The sequence below is a fragment of the Micromonospora sp. NPDC126480 genome (assembly GCF_040302465.1).
Taxonomy (GTDB): Bacteria; Actinomycetota; Actinomycetes; order Mycobacteriales; family Micromonosporaceae; genus Micromonospora.
This window is the reverse complement of the sequence record NZ_JBEORU010000038.1, coordinates 28,638-47,307: the sequence shown is the minus strand read 5'-3', so window position 1 is coordinate 47,307 and position 18,670 is coordinate 28,638. Positions and strand designations below refer to the sequence as shown.

The following is an 18,670-nucleotide window of genomic DNA, read 5'->3' as shown; positions in this document are numbered from 1 at the left end:
TGTCTGTGGCACAGCCGACGGCCGGTTTCCGTGGACTCGCTGAAGCCGCCGCCGTACTGCACACTGGCGCCGTGAACGGTGGAGAGGACGGCGGCGGGCTGCGGTCGGCCGTGGTGGTGAACCCGGCGAAGGTGGCCGACCTGGACGAGCTGCGCCGGACCGTGGACGACGCCCTGGCCGCCGCCGGCTGGCCGGAACCGCTCTGGTTCGAGACCACGGTCGACGACCCGGGGCGCGGCCAGACCGAGGAGGCCGTCAAGGCCGGCGTGGACGTGCTCTTCGCCTGCGGCGGCGACGGCACGGTGATGTCCTGCGTCAGCGGGCTCGTCGGCACCGAGGTGGCCCTCGCCGTGCTGCCGCAGGGCACCGGCAACCTGCTCGCGGCCAACCTGGGTCTCTCCAACGACCTCGCCGCCGGCCTGGAGGTGGCGGTCGAGCGCGGCCGGCGCCTGCTCGACGTCGGCCAGGTCGAGGAGCACTACTTCACGGTGATGGCCGGCATGGGCTTCGACGCGCAGATGCTCGCCGACACCTCGGAGACCACGAAGCGGCGGATCGGCTGGCCCGCGTACGTCATGGGTGCCGCCCGGCACCTGCGGGACCGGCCGATGCGCGTCGCCATCCGGATCGACGACCAGCAGCCGGTCCGTCGGCGCGCCCGGTCCGTGCTGGTCGCCAACGTCGGCCGCCTCCAGGGCGGCGTACGCCTGCTCACCGACGCCGAGCCCGACGACGGCTACCTCGACGTCGCCGTGCTCACCCCGCGTACGCTGCGGCACTGGATCGAGCTGGGCTGGGCGGTGCTGCGGCGGCGCGAGCGGGTGCCGCGGATGGAGGTGTTCCGCGGCCGGCGGGTGGAGATCACCAGCGACCGCCCGCAGCCGCGCGAGCTGGACGGTGACCTGATCGAACCGGGCCGCACGCTCAAGGCGGAGATCCGGCGGCGGGCGCTGTGGCTGTGCGTGCCGCAGCCGGAGCGCGCGCCCGACCTGGCGGTGGACGCCGAGGCGGCCGCCGAGCGCGGCGAGCGGCTCATCGAGGAGGCGCACCGTGAGTAGCACCCGTATCGTGCCGGAGACCCGGCTGATGGCCGACGAGGAGCTGTCCGCCGACGACGCCTGGCACACACTGCGCCGGGAGGGCGGCTGGCACCTGCTGCGGGACGCGTTCATCCGGTTCCGCTACGGCGACGGCTTCAGCCACTCCCGGGCCTTCGCGTTGCAGCTCTGCCTCGCGGTGGTGCCGTTCCTGATCGCGCTGACCGGGCTGATCTCCGAGCTGGGCGTCGAGGAGGGCGGCGAGGTCGTCGCCGACACCGTGCTGGCGCTCTCGCCCGGTGCCAGCGACGAGGTGGTGGGCGAGCTGCTCGGGGAGGGCGAGCGCACCGAGGACGTGGGCGAGCTGGCGCTGACCCTCGGCCTGCTCACCGGTCTGGTCGCGTTGACCATGACGATGGCGCAGATCGAGCGGGGCGCGAACCGCATCTACGGTGTCGAGCGGGACCGGCCGGCGCTGTGGAAGTACGTGCGGGCCGCGGTCCTGGCCCTCACCGCCGGCCTGCCCGCGCTTGTCGGGTTCCTCATCCTGGTCTCCGGTGGGGCGATCGGCGACTCGGTGCGGCGGCACTACGCATGGGGCGACGTCGCGCACGGCGCGTGGGGCGTGGTGCGCTGGCCGTTGAGCCTCGCACTGGTCGTCCTGGCCGTCGCCGTGCTCTTCCGGCACGCGCCGCGCCGCAACCAGCCCGGCCTCTCCTGGCTCTTCTTCGGCGCCGGGATCGCCACCGCGCTGTGGTGGACCACCAGCCTGCTGCTCGCGGCGTACGTGGCCTGGAGCGACGACTTCAACCAGACGTACGGGGCGCTGACCGGCATCATGGCGCTGCTGCTGTGGGCCAACCTCACCGGCATGGCGCTGTTCGGCGGGCTGGCCTTCGCCGCCCAGCTGGAGGCGGTGCGGATCGGCGTCCAGGAGCCCGCCCAGCCGGACCTGTGGGAGCCCGAGGCCGCCCGCCTGGAGGTGCACGACACCGGCGAGATGACCGCCCTGTAGCTCGCCGTCCGGTGTAGGCCGAGCGCCGATCGGGTATTGCGGCACGCCAGGAGCGGAGAGGGAGGCTGCCGTGAGCGCGGTCATCGATGTGTTGCGCCGACCCCTGGGGCACTTCACCGAGCGGACACTTGCCGGCTTGGCGCTCGTGCTCGGCACCGGCGTCGGCTTCGGCCTGCTGCTGGTGCTGGTCCGGGTCCGGTGGACCCCGCTGTACGACGTCGACCATGGCATCGCCGCCTGGCTCAACGACCTCGTGTCGCCGTACGGGCCGCTGGTCACGGTGCTCAACGCGCTCACCGACCTGGGCGGGCGCGCGGTGCTGATCTGGCTGATCTCGGTGGCCGTGGTCGGGCTGCTGATCCGCCGGCAGGGCCGGCTGGCGGTGTTCCTCATCGTCACCGGTACCGGCGCGCTCATCCTGGACCCGGCGCTCAAGACGCTTGTCGACCGGCTGCGTCCCGAGGTGGACGTGCCGATCGGCACGTACGCCGGGCAGAGCTTCCCCTCCGGTCACGCGCTCGGCTCGTTCGTCGCGTACGGTGCCCTGCTGCTGGTCTTCCTCCCGGCCATGGCGCCCCGCTGGCGCAAGCCGGCGATCGGCCTGGTCGCCACGATCGTCTTCCTGATCGGGCTGACCCGGATCGCGCTGGGCGTGCACTTCGTCTCCGACGTGCTCGGCGCCTGGCTGCTCGGCGCCGCGTGGCTGGGTGTCACCGCGTACGCCTTCCGCCTGTGGCGGCTGGAGCGCGGCCGGCCGGTGCCGGCGCTGACCGAGGGTCTGGAGCCGGAGGCCGCGCACGACGTGGCGCCGGCGCCCGACGAGACGCACCTGCTGCCGCATCCCCGGGCCGCCGTGTTCGAGGTGCTCGTCGGCTGGGTGCTGGTGCTGGGGGCCCTCTACGGCTTCGGGATGTTCGTCAGCTACTACGCCGGGGGGACGTTCTTCGCCGCTCTGGACACCGACGTGCCGCGCTGGTTCGCGGAGCAGCGCACTCCGGTACGGGACGACATCTCCTGGTGGTGGAGCAAGCTCGGCGACACCCACGCGATCCTGCTGATCTCGCTGGTCTTCTGCCCCCTGGTGCTGGCGGTCTGGCGGCGGTGGCGCCCGGTGCTGTTCGTCGCGCTCACCATGTTCGGTGAGCTGACCCTGTTCCTCGCCTCCGCCGCCGCGGTGGACCGCCCCCGGCCGCCGGTGGGCAACCTGGACGGGCCGATGCCGACGTCGTCGTTCCCGTCCGGCCACATCGCGGCCACCCTGTGCGTCTGGGTCGCCATCGCGATCATCCTCTTCCCGCGTACGGACCGCTGGTGGCGCTGGGTGTTCGTGGCCCTCGCCGTGGTGATGCCGGTCCTGGTGGCGGTCTCCCGCATGTACCGGGGGATGCACCACCCGACCGACTTCATGGGCGCGATCATCCTGTGCACGCTCTGGGTCGGGCTGCTCTACTGGGTGGTCCGCCCGAACGAGGACCTGCGCGAAGGCAACCAGCCCGCGATCGAGTCGGAGGACGTGGGCACCCTGGACGACGAGCTGGCCAAGGCCGGCCGGGTGGACTGACCGGCCGCATGCTGCGGGTGGCGACCTGGAACATCCGGACCGGCGGCCGGGACTCCGGCCACGATCGCCGGGAGCTGATCCTCCGGGTCCTCGACGGCCTGCGGCCGGACGTCCTGGCGTTGCAGGAGCTGCGGGGCTTCGACGACCAGGTGCTGGCCGGCGTCGCCGACCGGCTGGGGATGCGCGGGCACCTGGCGCGGTCGTGGTTCGGGCAGCCGGTGGCGGTGCTGGTCCGACCGCCGCTGCGGGTGCTCGCCGCCGGTCCGCTGCGCCGCCCGTTCCACCACGCCGCCGTCCGGGTCCGGGTGGCCACGTCCGCCGGGCCGCTGGCGCTGCTCGGCACGCACCTGAACCCGTACTCGGGCGGGCGGCGGCTGATGGAGGCGGACTGGCTGGCGGCTGCCCTGCGCCGGACCGGCGGCGAGTTGGCGCTGGTCGCCGGTGACCTGAACACCCTCGACCCGGCCGCCGACCACGCCGAGCGGTTGGCCGGCCTGCCGGAGCTGTACCGGCGCCGGCACCTGCGGCGCGACGGCCGGACCGTCGACACCCGCGCGGTCGGCCGGCTGCTGGACGCGGGCCTGGTCGACCTCGCGCGGCATGACGGGGGACCGGAACCGGACGGGTGGACGGTGCCGACCCGGCACGGCGGTGCGGAGTTCGCGCCGATGCGCCTGGACTACCTGCTCGGTACGCCGGCGGTGGCCCGGCTGACCCGGCAGGTGCGCGTGCTGCGGGGCGGCGACGCCGAGCACGCCTCCGACCACTATCCGGTCGCCGCCGACCTCGACCTGGACCCCGCCTGACCGGGGCAGCGGCTGTCGTACGCCGGTGGCAGGCTCTCCCGAGGCGGCCGAGCGTTGGAGGGTCGATGCCTGTCGAAGTGCTGCTCGACCACGAGGTCTGGGTCCACTATGGGCAGATTTATCTGCTGAGCCGTGGCGACGACCACTCGACGGGTGAGATGGCGGACTGGTTCCGCAGGCAGGTCAACGGCTTGTGCGGAGCGAGCCTGCCCGGCGGGCTGTTCCTGATCACCGGTACGCACACCGGCCGCGTCGCCTTCACGATCGAGCTCCACCGCCACGAGCCGCCCCTGGACGGCGGGTGGGAGGAGGCCGTCGAGGTGCCGTTCACCGCACACGGCGACGTGAGCCTGGAGGAGTGGGGTGGTCGCGGGCACCCGCTCGACGTCCCGGCCGGCGACTACCGCGTCCGGTACTGCGCCCGGGGCATGGCCGAGGGGCATCAGGGTGGTATGCCGGCGGACGGTGAACCACCGTGGGACAGCTACCTGCTGCAGCTGTGGCCGGCACCGCCCACGGCCGACCGGGTGGTGCGGCAGACCACGGCTCAGGCCGCGTACTGGCACCGGTGGGCGGTCGCACTTCCGCCCCCGCCGACCCCGGAGGAGGTCGCGGAGAAGGCCCGGCAGAGGGTGCTGGAGCAGCAACGGCGGGAGGCGCAGTTGCGGGCGGCCGCGGACCGGCGGCGCTGGGGTGACCGGGTGCCCAACGACCGGCTGCGCCACGTGCAGGGCAACGTGCGCGGCATGGAGAAGCTCGACCTGGAGCTGGTGTTCGCGCTGGCCGAAGCGGACGAGAGGAGGCAGCGGGCAGTGGCCCGGTGGGCGGCCGGGAAGGCGTACGCCGCCGCCGGTCTCGCCGACCTACCCTGGACGGCCCCGGCGCTGGCGGCGCTGCGCGACGGTCGGCCGCTGCCACCGCCCTTCGATGATCTGATCGGTGTCTGGCCCTACCTGGACACGGTGCCGATCACCACCGTGCGCTCGTACGACGGTCGTCATGAGCACGTGTCGCAGCAGCACGCGGCCGTGCCCGCACTGTTCGCCGCGGCGGAGCCGGACTCCCTGCAGGCGGCCCTGGACGCGCTGTTCGCCGCGGCGGTCACCCACGGGGACGGCTTTCCAGCACTGCTCGCCGACGTGCGGACGGCATTCCCGCAACTCGCCGGTTGACCCCTGGCGTCAGAGCGCCAGGTTGAGCAGCACGGTCAGCACGATCGAGGCGACGATCGAAAAGAGGATCATCAACAGGCAGCCGAGGCCGCCGCCGGCCGGCCGGATCTCCGTGTTGCCGATGCGCATGCGAGTCACCTGTTCGTCAGGGTAGGGGCCAGTAGGAATCGGACGGCGTCGGCGACCTGCTCCGGCGCGGTGGTGGCGACGTTGTGCGCGGCGCCGGGCACCACCAGGTCCCGGGCACCGGGGACGAGCCGAGCGGCCTGCGACCGCCAGCCCGCCGGCGCGACCGGGTCCCGCGAGCCGGTGACCACCAGAGTCGGCGCGGCGATCCGCACCAGGTCCGACTCGACCGTGTTGCGCACCGAGTGTGTCAGCGTGGCGTACACCCGCCAGGGGCGGGCGTCCCGCACGTCGCGCAGCAGGATGGGCGCCTGGAGCTTCGCCTCCCGCACGGTGTCCACCAGGAAGCGGCCGAACTGGCCGCGCCGGGAACGCGCCGCCGGGTCGCTTGTCGGTCCGACCAGGACGACCGCGCGGACCGCCTCGGGGTGGCGGGCGGCGAGCGACGCGACGACCTCCGCGCCGAAGGAGTGGCCGAGCAGGCAGGCCGGCGGCAGCCGGTACGCGGCCAGCCAGGCCGCCAGATGGTCGGCGAGCCGGGCCACGCCGTACGCCGTCGCGGGGCGCTCGCTCAGGCCGAAACCGGGCAGGTCCGGCACGTACACGGGGTGCGTGTCGGCGAGCGCCACCGCCAGCGGCGTGAGGTAGCGGTGGGAGACGGCCAGCCCGTGCACGAGGACCACCGGCGGCGCCCCGGCGCCCGGGTCGGCGCCGCGGCGGGTGTGCGTCCGCAGGCCGTCGACGAGCCGCCACTCGCTGGTGAGCCCGGCGGCCGGCCGGGGTGCCGCGAGCGCGAGGCGCAGCTCGGCCGGACCGAACCGGCCGGGCGCGGTCGGGCGGGGCCGCCGCAGCGGCGAGGGCCTCACAGCTCCCGCAGGCGCGGCAGCAGCTGCTCCTGCGCCCACTCCAGGAACATCGGCTGGCTCTCGCCGCCGACCTGCACGAGCGCGACGTGGCTGAAGCCGGCGTCGACGAACTTCTTGAATGCCTCGACGTGCCGGTCCACGTCCGGGCCGCAGCTGACGCCCTGTGCCACGTCCTCCTCGCGCACGAACTGGGTGGCGGCGGCGAAGGAGTCGGGGCCGGGCAGCTCGGCGTTCACCTTCCAGCCGAGCCCGAACCAGCGGAACTGGTCGTGCACGATCTTGCGGCATTCGGCCTCGTCCGGGCCGTAGCAGATGGCGACCTGACCGTACCGGGGCCGCCCGACGCCGCCCGCGTCGTCGTACATCTGGATGAGGTGCGGGTCTGGCTCGGTGGCGACGACGCCGTCGGCGTACTCGGCGGCGAGGGTGGCCGACTGGCGGCCGGAGGCGGCGACGGCCATCGGCACCGGGCGGTCCGGCCGGTCCCACACGTACGCGTCGGGCACGTCGTAGTGGTTGCCGGAGAAGGTGAGCGTCTCCCCGTTCAGCAGGGGCCGGATGATCTGGAGCGCCTCCTCGAACATCTCGTGCCGCTGCTGCACGTGCGGCCAGCCGCCCACGACGTGCTCGTTGAGGTTCTCGCCCGCGCCCAGCCCCAGGGTGAACCGCCCGTCGGAGAGCGCGCCGACGGTGCTCGCCTTCTGCGCCACCACCGCCGGGTGGTAGCGCCGGATCGGGCAGGTGACGAACGACATCAGCTCGGCCCGCGAGGTGGCGTGGGCGACCGCGCCGAGCACCGACCAGGCGTACGGGGAGTGGCCCTGGGAGTCGAGCCACGGGTAGTAGTGGTCGGAGACGACCAGGTGGTCGAAGCCGGCCGCCTCGGCGCGCACCGCGTAGTCGACGAGCTGTTTCGGTCCGGCCTGCTCGCCCATGAGCGTGTAGCCGACGTTCACCATGGCGCCTCCTCGTTCCCACCCGGGCGGATCCTCCCGGGTTACCCCGGCCGGAGTCGGTCAACCCTGCGGTTGCCGGTTCCTTAACCGGTTCATTGCGCTGGAGCAGCCATCGCCCTACGCTGATTCCTACGCCGCCGGGAGCCAGGTGGCGGCTGTCGGGCTGCAGCCGCCCTCCCCTGTGACGTCCCCACCCCCGCCGGGCAGCGGGGGCCCTCGGTGAGGAAGGCCATGACAAGAAGACTCTCCGCCGCCGGCGCGGCGCTGCTCGCGCTGGTCGTCGCGGTGCTGATGCTCGGGCAGCCGGCACGGGCCGCGACCGGGTTCACGGTCGCCAACGGCAAGCTGTACGAGGCCAACGGCAACGAGTTCATCATGCGCGGGGTCAACCACGCGCACACCTGGTACACGCACCAGACCAGTTCGTTCGCCAACATCAAGGCGCTCGGGGCGAACACCGTACGGGTCGTGCTGTCCAGCGGCGACCGGTGGACCCGCAACAGCGCCGCCGACGTCGCGAACGTCATCTCGCTGTGCAAGACCAACCGCCTGATCTGCGTCCTGGAGGTGCACGACACCACCGGGTACGGCGAGCAGAGCGGCGCGGTCTCGCTCGACCGGGCCGTGGACTACTGGATCAGCATCGCCGACGTCCTGCGTGGACAGGAGGCGTACGTGATCGTCAACATCGGCAACGAGCCGCACGGCAACCAGGGCTACGCCGCCTGGACCACCGACACGTCGAACGCGATCAAGCGGCTGCGCGACGCCAACTTCGACCACACGATCATGGTGGACGCCCCGAACTGGGGTCAGGACTGGTCGTTCACGATGCGCGACAACGCGTCGACGGTCTTCGCCGCCGACCCGGACCGCAACACCGTCTTCTCGATCCACATGTACGGCGTGTTCGACACCGCCGCCGAGATCAGCGACTACCTCGGCCGGTTCCGCACGGCCGGGCTGCCGATCGTGGTGGGCGAGTTCGGCCACAACCACTCCGACGGCAACCCCGACGAGGACGCCATCCTCAGCTACACCCAGGCCAACGGCATCGGCTGGCTGGGCTGGTCGTGGAGCGGCAACGGCGGCGGGGTCGAGTACCTGGACCTCGTCATCAACTTCGACCCGAACAACCTGAGCACGTGGGGCCAGCGCCTGTTCAACGGCGCCAACGGCATCAAGGCCACCGCGCGGGAGGCGACGATCTTCGGCAACCCGCCGACCAGCCCGCCGCCGACCACGCCGCCGCCGACGACCCCGCCGCCCACCACGCCGCCGCCGACCACCCCGCCGCCGACCACGCCTCCGCCGGGCGGCTGCACGGCCACGTACACGATCACCAACCAGTGGCCGGGCGGTTTCCAGGGTGACGTCCGGGTGACCGCCGGCGGAGCGGCGATCACCGGCTGGACGGTGCGCTGGACGTTCGCCAACGGCCAGAGCGTCAACCAGGCCTGGAACGCGTCGGTGACCAGCAGCGGCTCGACGGTCACCGCCCGCAACGTCGACTGGAACGGCCGGCTGGGCGCCGGCGCCAACACCAGCTTCGGCTTCATCGGCACCTGGACCAACACCAACACCGCACCCACACCGACCTGCACCGCCGCCTAAACCAGCGCCGATCATGGAGTTGTGGTGCCCCACAAAACGGGCCTAGGCATCTTTTTCGCCCACCACAACTCCATGATCGGCGAGGCGGGTGGCGAGGCGGGCGGCGCGCATGCGTAGGTAGCGCTGCTCGGGGAGGCTTGCCGTCAGTGCCGCCGCCGCGACGTAGTCGGCGATGGCGCGGTTCCGGTCGCCGGCCATCTCGTGCATGTGCGCGCGGGCGGCGGGCAGCCGGTGGTGGCCGGCCAGCCGGGCGTCTCCGGCCAACTCGTCCAGGGCGGCCAGCCCGGCGGCCGGACCGTGCACCATCGCGGTCGCCACCGCCCGGTTGAGCGAGACCACCGGACCGGGCGACAGCCGCTCCAGCACCCCGTACAGCGCCAGGATCTGCGGCCAGTCCGTCTCCGCCGCGCTCGGTGCCTCGTCGTGCAGGGCGGCGATGGCGGCCTGCACCTGGTACGGCCCGACCGGCCCGCGGGGCAGCGCGCCCGTCACCAGCGCCACCCCCTCGGCGATCGCCGTCCGGTCCCACCGCGAGCGGTCCTGGTCGGTGAGGGAGATCAGCTCCCCGGCCGGTCCGGTGCGCGCGGCGGAGCGCGCGTCGGTGAGCAGCATCAGCGCGAGCAGCCCGGCGACCTCGCTCTCGTCGGGCAGCGCCGCGTGCAGTGCGCGCGCCAACCGGACCGCCTCCTCGGCCAGGTCCACCCGCCGCAGATCGGCGCCGACGCCGGCGGTGTGCCCCTCCGTGAAGATCAGGTAGAGCACGTGCAGGACCGCCGCGAGCCGGGCCGGCCGCTCCGCCGTCCCCGGCATCCGGAACGGCACACCCGAGGAGCGGATGCGCTGCTTGGCCCGGCTGATCCGCTGCGCCATCGTGGCCTCCGGCACGAGGAACGCGCGGGCGATCTCCGCCGTGGTCAGGCCGCCGACCGCCCGCAGCGTCAAGGCGATCGCCGAGGCGGGGGAGAGCGCCGAGTGCGCGCACAGGAACAGCAGGATCAGTGTGTCGTCGCGGTCCCCGCCCAGCTCCTCGTCCGCGGCCGGCGCGGCCCGCCGGTCGTCGGGCTCCCGGAGGACCACCAGGTCCTCCCGCCGCCGCCGGGCGGCTTCGGCGCGGACCAGCTCGATCATCCGGCGGTACGCGACCTGCACGAGCCAGCCCCGCGGGTGGTCCGGCAGCCCGTCGACCGGCCACTGTGTCGCCGCCGCCAGCAGCGCCTCCTGCACCGCGTCCTCGGCGGTGGCGAAGTCACCGAAGCGGCGGGCGAGCACGCCGAGGACCTGCGGCGCCAGCTCGCGTAGCAGGTCCTCGACGGTCCTCCGGTCCAGGTCGGTCACAGCTCCTGCGGTGGCGCGGACATCACGGGGTGCACCTCGATCGGCATGTTCAGCGGCCGGCCGCCCGGGCCGGGAGCGGTGGAGATGTGCGCGGCGACCTCCACCGCGCGCTCGGGGCTGTCGACGTCCACGATCCACCAGCCGGCGAGGAACTCCTTCGTCTCGGCGAACGGGCCCTCGGTCACCACCGGCTCGCCGGCCGACCCGGCGCGGACGATCTTCGCCTGCGCCGGCCCGCCGAGGCCCTCACCCTGGACCCATTCGCCGTCGGCGACCAGCTTCTCGTTGACCTCGCCCATGAAGCCGATGTGGGCCCGGATCTCCTCCGGGGTCCAGGTGTGGATCGGCGGGAAGTCGGTGCCGGCGGCGCTGAACTGCATGAGCAGCATGTACTTCACGTCTGACTCCTCAGGTCTCGGGCACCATCGTCGGTGCTCTCACCCGTAGGTAGAAGCCGGCACACCGGTCCTCGACATCCTCCGCGAACTTTTCCGAGGGTTTCTAGTCCGCCGCCGTGACCTCCAGGAGCAGGGCCTGCTCCGGGTGCAGCGCCGGCAGTTGGAGCCCGATCGTGGCCAGTACGCTCCCGGCGAGGGTGACGCCACGCTCGGCCCACCAGCCCGGCTCGGTCAACTGGAGCACAGCCGGTTCCGGTACGCCCGCCGCCGGGCGGACCGCGTACCGCCGGTGCGGGTCGAGGCCGGGGAGCCGGACCGGACCGGGCACCTGAGCCACGGAGGTGGCCAGCCGCGCCACCGCGTACACCGCCCGGGACCTGTCGTGGGCGACCACGCCGTGTGCCCAGACGGCCGGGTCCGGGTGGTCGACCCGGACCACCCGGCCGCTGTGCAGCAGCGGCCGGAGCCGTTTGTGCAGCGCCACCCAGGCGGCCAGTTCCCGGCGCTCGCCGGCGCTGATCGCCCCGATGTCCCACTCGATGCCGTGGTGACCGAAGAGCGCGGTCGTTGCGCGGAAACCCAGGTCGTGTACGCGGTGCGTGGTGTGCGAGCGCTCCGGGCCGATGTGCGTGCCGACCAGCTCGGGCGGCAGCAGCAGGCCGGTCCAGCGCTGGATCGCCAGTCGTTCCAGGGCGTCGTTGCAGTCGCTGGCCCAGACCCGGTCGGTGCGGCGCAGGATCTCCAGGTCGACCCGCGCGCCACCGGAGGAACAGCTTTCGATCTCCACGCCCGGGTGGCGGGCGCGCAGGTCGTCGAGGAGCCGGTACACCGCGAGGGTCTGTTCGTGCACGCCCGGCCGGCCGTGGTGCCCGGCCTCGGTGAGGTCCCGGTTGTGGTCCCACTTGAGGTAGCTGATGCCCGGGTGCTCGCGCAGCAGTGCGTCGAGCCGGCCGAGCAGGTACGCGTACGCCTCCGGGTGGGCGACGTCGAGGACCTGCTGGTGCCGCCACTCCGGCGGCAGCCGGCCGGGGACCGCGAGCACCCAGTCGGGGTGGGCGCGGAACAGGTCCGAGTCGGTGTTGACCATCTCCGGCTCGACCCACAGCCCGAACCGCATCCCGAGCGTCGCCACATGGTCGATGAGCGGGGTCAGCCCGTCCGGCCAGACCTCCTCGTCGACGTACCAGTCGCCGAGCCCGGCGAGGTCGTTGCGCCGGCCGCGGAACCAGCCGTCGTCGAGGACGAACCGCTCCACCCCGACCTCGGCGGCCCGCTCGGCGAGGGCGCGCAGCCGGTCCAGGTCGTGGTCGAAGTAGACCGCCTCCCAGACGTTCAGCGTGACCGGCCGGGGCGTGCCCGGGTGGTTCGGCCGGGCACGCAGGTGCCGGTGCAGCACGTCGCTGAGCCCGTCCAACCCGGCGTCGGACCGGGCGGCGTAGAGCAGCGGGGAGGCGTACTCGGCGCCGGGCGCCAGGAGCACCTCGCCGGGAGCGAGCAGCTCGCCACCGCCGAGGACCGACTCGCCGGTGGGCCGCCGCTCGGCGAACGTCACGTGGTCGCCGCTCCAGGCGGTGTGCACCGCCCACACCTCGCCGTGCCCGAAGCCGAAACCGGCGGTGCCGGCCACCAGCAGGAGGGTGGCGTCGTGCCCGGTACGGCCGTGCCGGCCCTCCCGGACCCAGGTGCCCATCGGCCACGGGTGCCGCTGCGGCGACCGCTCCCGGCACCACCGGCCGGTCAGGTCGAGCAGTTCGGTGGCGACCGGCGGCACCGGCAGTACCGGAGTCAGCTCCCGCAGCTCGTACGCCGTCGCGCCGTCGTTGCGCAGCCGGTGCCGTACGGTCAGCAGGCCGTGCGGGTCCAGCGCCAGCTCGACGGTGAGTGACAGGCCGGCGGCCCGGTCCGAGGCCCGCACGGTCACCCGCCCGGTCGCGTCGTCGTCGACCTCGACGCCGTCCAGCCGGAACGCGGTGGACCAGGCATCCCCGTCCCGGTGCCCGGCCAGCCCCGGCCGACCACTCCAGCCGGCGCTCGGCTCGGGCAGCACGGACAGCACGGTCGGCGCGTCGAAGCTGCTCGGCACCACCGGCGGCACGGTCGCGGCGACCAGGGTGGACAGGTCCGCGTCGGTGAGCGGGCCGAGGTCGGCGCCCCAGTGCACGACGCGGGGCAGGCCGGGGCCGCGCGCGTCGAGCACCAGGCTGGTCCGGTCGCGGCGCAGATGCAGGATCGTCATCCCTTGCTGGCTCCCAGCGTCAGGCCCCGGACGAACTGTCTCTGGAGCAGGAAGAAGATCACCAGGGTGGGGATCGCGACGAGCACCGAGCCGGCCGAGACCAGGTTGTTGTCGGTGAAAAACTCGCCGCGCAGGTTGTTCAGCGAACTGGTCACCGGGAACTTGTCGCCGGTGCGCATGAGCACGGTGGCCCAGAAGAACTCGTTGTAGATCCAGGTCACCTCGAGTGTCGCGAGCGCGGCCAGGGCCGGCCGGCACAGCGGCATGGTGACCTGCCAGTACTGCCGCCAGATGCTGGCCCCGTCGACCATCGCCGCCTCGTAGAGGTCGCGGGGGAGCGCCTTCATGTAGTTGCTGAGCACGAAGACGCAGAAGCCGCACTGGAAGGCGACGTTGACCAGGATCAGTCCCCAGTAGCTGTCGTACAGCAGCTCGGAGTCGCTCATGAACTCCGGCAACGGCACCTGGGTGAACAGCCGGAACAGCGGGATCAGCAGGGCCTGCTGGGGCAGCAGGTTGGCCGCGGTGAACAGGCCGAGCAGGATCAGGTTGGTCCGCCAGCTGAACCGCGCGATGACGAACGCGACGCACGAGGCGAGAAAGAGCGTCAGCAGCACGGCCGGCACCGTGATGTACGCGGAGTTGAGGAAGTGCTGGCCGAACTCGGCGGTACGCCACGCGGTCACGTAGTTGTCGAAGGTCCAGCCGCCGAGCGAGACGTAGCCGTTGGCGGCGGTGTACTCGTACGACCGCAGCGAGGTGAGCACGGCCCACAGGATCGGGAACAGCCAGCCGACGGCGACCGTACCCAGGAAGACGTGCAGGACCACCCGGGCCGGCCGCAGCGGTCGGCGGCGCCCGACCGGGGCGGTGGCCGCCGGCTCGCGGGTCAGCAGCCCGGTGCTCATCGCCGGTCCTCCCTCATGACGGTGGCCAGGTAGACGGTGATGAAGACAAGCGAGACGACAAGCATGATGGTCGCCAACGCAGAGCCGAAGCCGATCCGGCTCGCCTCGCCCACCACGTTCGCGGTGACCAGCGCGGAGAGCAGCTCCAGGCCGTTGCGGCCCTTGTTGATGACCCAGACCAGGTCGAACGCGCGCAGCGACTCGATCACGGTCACCACCAGCACGATGATGTTGATCGGGCGCATGACCGGGAAGACCACCCGGAAGAAGGCGCGGGTCTCCGAGGCGCCGTCCACCGCGGCGGCCTCCCGCAGCGACGGGTCCACGCCCTTGAGCCCGGCCAGGTAGAGCAGCATGATGTAGCCGACGTGCCGCCAGCCGGCCGCGACCAGCACCGCCCAGATGTTGACGTCCGGGTCGCCGTACCAGTCGACGTTGCTGCCGAACACGCCGTTGAGCAGCCCCTGGTCGCGCGAGTAGATGAGTTGCCAGACGAAGCCGATGAGCGCCAGGGAGAGCACCACCGGCAGGTAGAGCGCGGTCTGGTAGAACCGCGTGCCGCGCAGTTCCTTGTCGAGCAGTACGGCCAGGAACATCCCGAACGGGGTGGCCACCACGAAGAGCGCGGCCAGCCAGAGCAGGTTGTTCTGCACGGCCGGGACGAACGGCGGGTAGATCTGGACCACGTCGGAGTAGTTGCGGCCACCCACCCACTCGATCTCGCTGATCGGGCCGATGCCGTCCCAGTCGGTGGCCGACAGGGCCACCGTGGCCAACGCCGGAAACCAGACCAGACTGACGACGAGCAGCAGCGGTACGAGCACCATCAGCGCGATGACCACGCGGTCGGTGCCGGACAGGAGCCGTAGCCGACGGCCGCGCCCACCGGTGGTGGTGGTCGCGGCCGGCGGCGGTACGGCGCGGTCCGCTTGGACCAGGGGTAGGTCGGACACGGTTGTCCTCCCCCTTCCGCCGTCAGTCGGTGAAGATCGACTTCTTCTGGTTCTCGATGCTGTTGGTGAGCCCGTCGATGTCGGCCGGGTCCTTGATGAACTGCTGGAGCGCCGGGATGATCACCGTCGAGGCGAAGTCCGGGCGGGTGTCCCGGTCGAGGAACTGGGCGATCTCGGTGGCCGAGCCGACCAGCTCGGCGGCCTTGCGCTGCAGCGCCGTGTAGCCGCCGGTGTCGGCCTCGCTGTTGGCGACCAGGGTGGACGGGTCGTTCTTGACGGTGATGTCCGCGGCCGCCTTCGAGCCCAGGTACTCCAGCAGCTTCTTGGCGTTGGCCTCCTCCTTCGGGCGGCGGGCCATCATGTAGCCGTCGATCGGCGCGTCCAGCGCCTTCGCCCCGATGGCCGGGTCGATCTCGGGGAACGTGAAGAAGTCCAGGTCGTCCTGCTCGTCGTCGTTGAACTGCTGCCCGACGAAGAGGCCGAGCAGGTACATGCCGCTCTTCTTCTGCTGCAGCGACTGGGCCGCCTCCTGCCAGGTGCGCCCGAGGCTGTCGGGCTGGTGCAGCGGCAGCAGCCCGCGCCAGGTGTCGAAGACCTTCTTCACCTTGTCCGAGGTCCACGACTCCTTGCCGGCCATCAGGTCGATGTGGAACTGGTAGCCGTTGATCCGCAGGTTGAGGATGTCGAAGGTGCCCATCGCCGGCCAGCCGTCCTTGTCGGCGAAGGCGATCGGGACGAGGCCGTCCTTCTTCATCTCGGTGGCCAGGGCGGTCAGCTCGTCCAGGGTCTTGGGCACCTGGTAGCCGTTCTGCTGCCACACCGACTTGCGGTAGAACACCGCCCACGGGTAGTAGGACGCCGGCACGAAGTAATGCTTGCCGTCGTCCCCGGTCGACGCCGTCTTGAACGCGTCGGAGAAGCCGGAGAGCTTGCCCCAGACGTCGCTGAGGTCGCCGGCGAGGCCGCGCGCCGCGAAGAACCGCATCCGGTATCCGGCGAACCAGGTGAAGACATCGTCCGGCCGGCCCTGGAGATAGTTGTTGATGTTCTCCTGGAACGTGTTGTGGTCGACGGTGTTGATCGACACCTCGAGGCCGGACGAGGTCTGGAACCCGTCCACGACCTTGGCGACGACGTCCTTGGGCTTGGGATCGGACTGGTTGGAGCCGAGCGACACCGTCTTGGAGCCCGAACCGCCCGAGTCGTCGCCGCCGCAGCCGGCGAGCAGGCCGGTGCCGAGCAGCGCTCCGGTGGCGGCGGCGCCGGTGAGCAGCGAGCGGCGGCGGAGTCCGGCGACGGACGGAGGTACGAGCCGGGCGAGGTACTCGGCTTGGGATCGGGGACGGGACATGGTGCCTCCTGCGAATGAGAAGGTGCGCTGCGCCCGAGGGCCGTCGGCTGGCAGTACATCCGCCGTGATCCGACATGTGATCCACCGCGAATCCACATTGCCGAACACGAACTGCCAGTGGCCGCTCAAGCTACTCGTCTCCGGGGCCCTGTCAAGAGGGGTAGGTAGCGCTGATAACTCAGTCGTGACAAGGCTGTTACGAGGTAAACGTTGGAAAGAACATCGATGTTGGAACCTGTTGACTTGACCTTCTTGGCCGGGCACCCTCTGCTGTCATGCGGCGGTGGCAGGGTGAGCGGATCTTCTACGGCGGCGACTACAACCCCGAGCAGTGGCCCGAGCAGACCTGGGCCGAGGACGTCGAGCTGATGCGCCGCGCCGGGGTCAACCTGGTCTCGGTCGGGATCTTCTCCTGGGCCCTGCTCGAACCGGAGCCGGGTCGGTACGAGTTCGGCTGGCTCGACCGGGTGCTGGACCTGCTGCACGGCGGCGGCATCGCGGTCGACCTGGCCACCGCCACCGCGAGCCCGCCGCCGTGGCTGGCCCACCGGCACCCGGAGACGCTGCCCCGGCGCGCCGACGGCGCGATCCTCTGGCCCGGCGGCCGGCAGGCGTACTGCCCCAGCTCCCCGGCGTTCCGGGAGCACTCGCTGGCGCTCGTCGAGGCGATCGCCACCCGGTACGCCGAGCACCCGGCCGTCGTGATGTGGCACATCTCCAACGAGCTGGGCTGCCACAACGTGCACTGCTACTGCGACGTCAGCGCCGCGGCGTTCCGCGACTGGCTGCGGGACCGCTACGGCACCCTGGCGGCGCTCAACGACGCCTGGGGCACCGCGTTCTGGAGCCAGCGCTACGGCGACTGGGCGCAGATCAACCCGCCCCGACTCGCGCCGACCTTCGCCAACCCCACGCAGCAACTGGACTTCCTGCGCTTCTCCTCCGACGAGCAGCGCGCCCAGCTGCGATCCGAGCGGGCGGTGCTGGCCCGGCTCGTCCGGCAGCCGGTCACCACCAACTTCATGATCGGCACCGGCATCAAGTACCTGGACTACCACTCCTGGGCGTCCGACGTGGACCTGGTCGCGAACGACCACTACCTGACCGCCGCCGACCCGGAGTCACACGTCGGGCTGGCGCTCGCCGCCGACCAGACCCGTGGCGTCGCCGCCGGCGAGCCGTGGCTGCTGATGGAGCACTCCACGAGCGCGGTCAACTGGCAGCCCCGCAACGTGGCCAAGACGCCGGGGCAACTGCGCCGCAACAGCCTCGCCCACGTGGCGCGCGGCGCCGACGGCGTGCTCTTCTTCCAGTGGCGGGCCTCCCGGGCCGGCGCGGAGAAGTTCCACTCGGCGCTGGTGCCGCACGCCGGACCGGACACCAAGGTGTTCCGCGAGGTGTGCCGGCTCGGCGCCGACCTGGCGGCCCTGTCCGAGACCGTCGGCAGCCGGGTGGACGCCGAGGTGGCGATCCTGTTCGACTACGAGGCCTGGTGGGGCGTCGAGCTCGACTCACACCCCAGCGTCGACGTCACGTACGCCGACCGGCTGCGGGCGCTGTACGAGGCGCTGTGGCGGGCCGGCGTCACCACCGACGTGGTGCACCCCTCGGCCGACCTGACCCGCTACCGGCTCGTGCTCGTACCCACCCTGTACCTGGTCCGGGACGCGCACGCCGCCGCGCTGCGCACCTTCGTCGAGGCCGGTGGGACGGCCCTGGTCACGTACTTCAGCGGGATCGTCGACGAGAACGACCACATCCGCCTCGGCGGGTACCCGGGCGCCTTCCGCGATCTGCTCGGTGTCCGGGTGGAGGAGTTCTTCCCGCTGCGGGCGGGGGAGCGGGTCACCCTGGACGACGGGTCGGGCGCGGACGTGTGGACCGAGTGGCTGCACACCGAGGGCGCCGAGGTGCTCGCCTCGTACGCCGACGGTCCGCTGCCGGGCGTACCGGCGGTGACCCGGAACCCGGTCGGCGCCGGCGCGGCCTTCTACGTCGGCACCCGGCTGGACCCGGCCGCCACCGACCGGCTGGTGGCCCGGCTGGTCACCGAGGCCGGCGTACGCCCGGCCGCCGACGTCCCACCCGGCGTGGAGGCCGTCCGCCGCCGCGAGGGACAGCGGAGCTGGCTGTTCGTCGTCAACCACACCGACGGCGCGGTCCGCGTCGCCGCCACCGGCACCGAACTGCTCGGCGGGCAGCCCTGCACGGGCGAGCTGACGATCGCGCCGGGGGAGGTGGCCGTGGTACGGGAGGAGGCGGCCACGGCCGCCGAGGCGGCTGTCCAGGAACCGGCCGAGCAGACTGCGGACGCGGCCTGAGTGGTTGTCCCACCC

15 protein-coding genes are annotated in these 18,670 nt (G+C 72.3%); 7 read left to right on the top strand and 8 right to left on the bottom strand.

The window, feature by feature from the left end:
* Positions 1-71: 71 nt before the first annotated feature.
* The 5 genes from ABTW87_RS27075 (at position 72) to ABTW87_RS27055 (ending at position 5,591) form a co-directional block, all read left to right on the top strand.
* The gene (locus ABTW87_RS27075; protein ID WP_350653919.1) at positions 72-1,058 is read left to right on the top strand and encodes a diacylglycerol/lipid kinase family protein; all 987 of its coding nucleotides are present in this window, start codon (positions 72-74) and stop codon (positions 1,056-1,058) included.
* Positions 1,051-2,052, top strand: a complete 1,002-nt coding sequence (locus tag ABTW87_RS27070; RefSeq protein ID WP_350653917.1) for a YihY/virulence factor BrkB family protein — start codon at positions 1,051-1,053, stop codon at positions 2,050-2,052. Before ABTW87_RS27075 ends, ABTW87_RS27070 begins: the two co-directional genes overlap by 8 nt.
* Before the next feature lie 70 nt (positions 2,053-2,122).
* Positions 2,123-3,613 carry a phosphatase PAP2 family protein gene (locus ABTW87_RS27065; RefSeq protein WP_350653915.1) on the top strand — a complete coding sequence of 497 codons (1,491 nt, stop codon included), beginning with the start codon at positions 2,123-2,125 and terminating at the stop codon, positions 3,611-3,613.
* Between the two features lie 8 nt (positions 3,614-3,621).
* Positions 3,622-4,419 (top strand): endonuclease/exonuclease/phosphatase family protein, encoded by a 798-nt coding sequence (locus tag ABTW87_RS27060; protein WP_350653913.1) that lies wholly within the window; start codon positions 3,622-3,624, stop codon positions 4,417-4,419.
* 65 nt (positions 4,420-4,484) lie between these two features.
* On the top strand, positions 4,485-5,591 hold the full coding sequence (locus tag ABTW87_RS27055) for a hypothetical protein (protein ID WP_350653911.1): 1,107 nt from the start codon (positions 4,485-4,487) through the stop codon (positions 5,589-5,591).
* Positions 5,592-5,725: 134 nt separating this feature from the next.
* Here ABTW87_RS27055 and ABTW87_RS27050 read toward each other — a convergent pair whose 3' ends face one another.
* The gene (locus ABTW87_RS27050; protein ID WP_350653909.1) at positions 5,726-6,583 is read right to left on the bottom strand and encodes an alpha/beta fold hydrolase; all 858 of its coding nucleotides are present in this window, start codon (positions 6,581-6,583) and stop codon (positions 5,726-5,728) included.
* Positions 6,580-7,542 carry a TIGR03557 family F420-dependent LLM class oxidoreductase gene (locus tag ABTW87_RS27045; protein ID WP_350653907.1) on the bottom strand — a complete coding sequence of 321 codons (963 nt, stop codon included), beginning with the start codon at positions 7,540-7,542 and terminating at the stop codon, positions 6,580-6,582. The genes ABTW87_RS27050 and ABTW87_RS27045 overlap by 4 nt, the downstream gene beginning before the upstream one ends.
* Before the next feature lie 228 nt (positions 7,543-7,770).
* Between ABTW87_RS27045 and ABTW87_RS27040 the strand changes: the two genes are divergently transcribed.
* The gene (locus ABTW87_RS27040) at positions 7,771-9,153 is read left to right on the top strand and encodes a cellulase family glycosylhydrolase (RefSeq protein WP_350653905.1); all 1,383 of its coding nucleotides are present in this window, start codon (positions 7,771-7,773) and stop codon (positions 9,151-9,153) included.
* 42 nt (positions 9,154-9,195) lie between these two features.
* Here ABTW87_RS27040 and ABTW87_RS27035 read toward each other — a convergent pair whose 3' ends face one another.
* The 6 genes from ABTW87_RS27035 to ABTW87_RS27010 all read right to left on the bottom strand — a co-directional run bounded on the left by ABTW87_RS27035 (position 9,196) and on the right by ABTW87_RS27010 (position 16,334).
* On the bottom strand, positions 9,196-10,479 hold the full coding sequence (locus ABTW87_RS27035) for an RNA polymerase sigma factor (RefSeq protein WP_502891653.1): 1,284 nt from the start codon (positions 10,477-10,479) through the stop codon (positions 9,196-9,198).
* Between the two features lie 5 nt (positions 10,480-10,484).
* A complete protein-coding gene (locus ABTW87_RS27030) occupies positions 10,485-10,877 on the bottom strand; it encodes a YciI family protein (protein WP_350653936.1) in 393 nt (130 codons plus the stop codon).
* Positions 10,878-10,989: 112 nt separating this feature from the next.
* Positions 10,990-13,122 carry an alpha-galactosidase gene (locus tag ABTW87_RS27025; RefSeq protein WP_350653903.1) on the bottom strand — a complete coding sequence of 711 codons (2,133 nt, stop codon included), beginning with the start codon at positions 13,120-13,122 and terminating at the stop codon, positions 10,990-10,992.
* On the bottom strand, positions 13,119-14,030 hold the full coding sequence (locus ABTW87_RS27020) for a carbohydrate ABC transporter permease (RefSeq protein WP_350653902.1): 912 nt from the start codon (positions 14,028-14,030) through the stop codon (positions 13,119-13,121). Before ABTW87_RS27020 ends, ABTW87_RS27025 begins: the two co-directional genes overlap by 4 nt.
* Positions 14,027-14,983, bottom strand: coding sequence for a carbohydrate ABC transporter permease (locus ABTW87_RS27015; RefSeq protein ID WP_350653901.1), 957 nt, complete (start codon positions 14,981-14,983; stop codon positions 14,027-14,029). The genes ABTW87_RS27020 and ABTW87_RS27015 overlap by 4 nt, the downstream gene beginning before the upstream one ends.
* Positions 14,984-15,005: 22 nt before the next feature.
* Positions 15,006-16,334, bottom strand: coding sequence for an ABC transporter substrate-binding protein (locus tag ABTW87_RS27010; protein WP_350653900.1), 1,329 nt, complete (start codon positions 16,332-16,334; stop codon positions 15,006-15,008).
* A 275-nt stretch (positions 16,335-16,609) separates the two neighbouring features.
* On the opposite strand from ABTW87_RS27010, the gene ABTW87_RS27005 reads away from it, so the two are divergent.
* Positions 16,610-18,655, top strand: coding sequence for a beta-galactosidase (locus ABTW87_RS27005; protein WP_350653899.1), 2,046 nt, complete (start codon positions 16,610-16,612; stop codon positions 18,653-18,655).
* Positions 18,656-18,670: the final 15 nt, after the last annotated feature.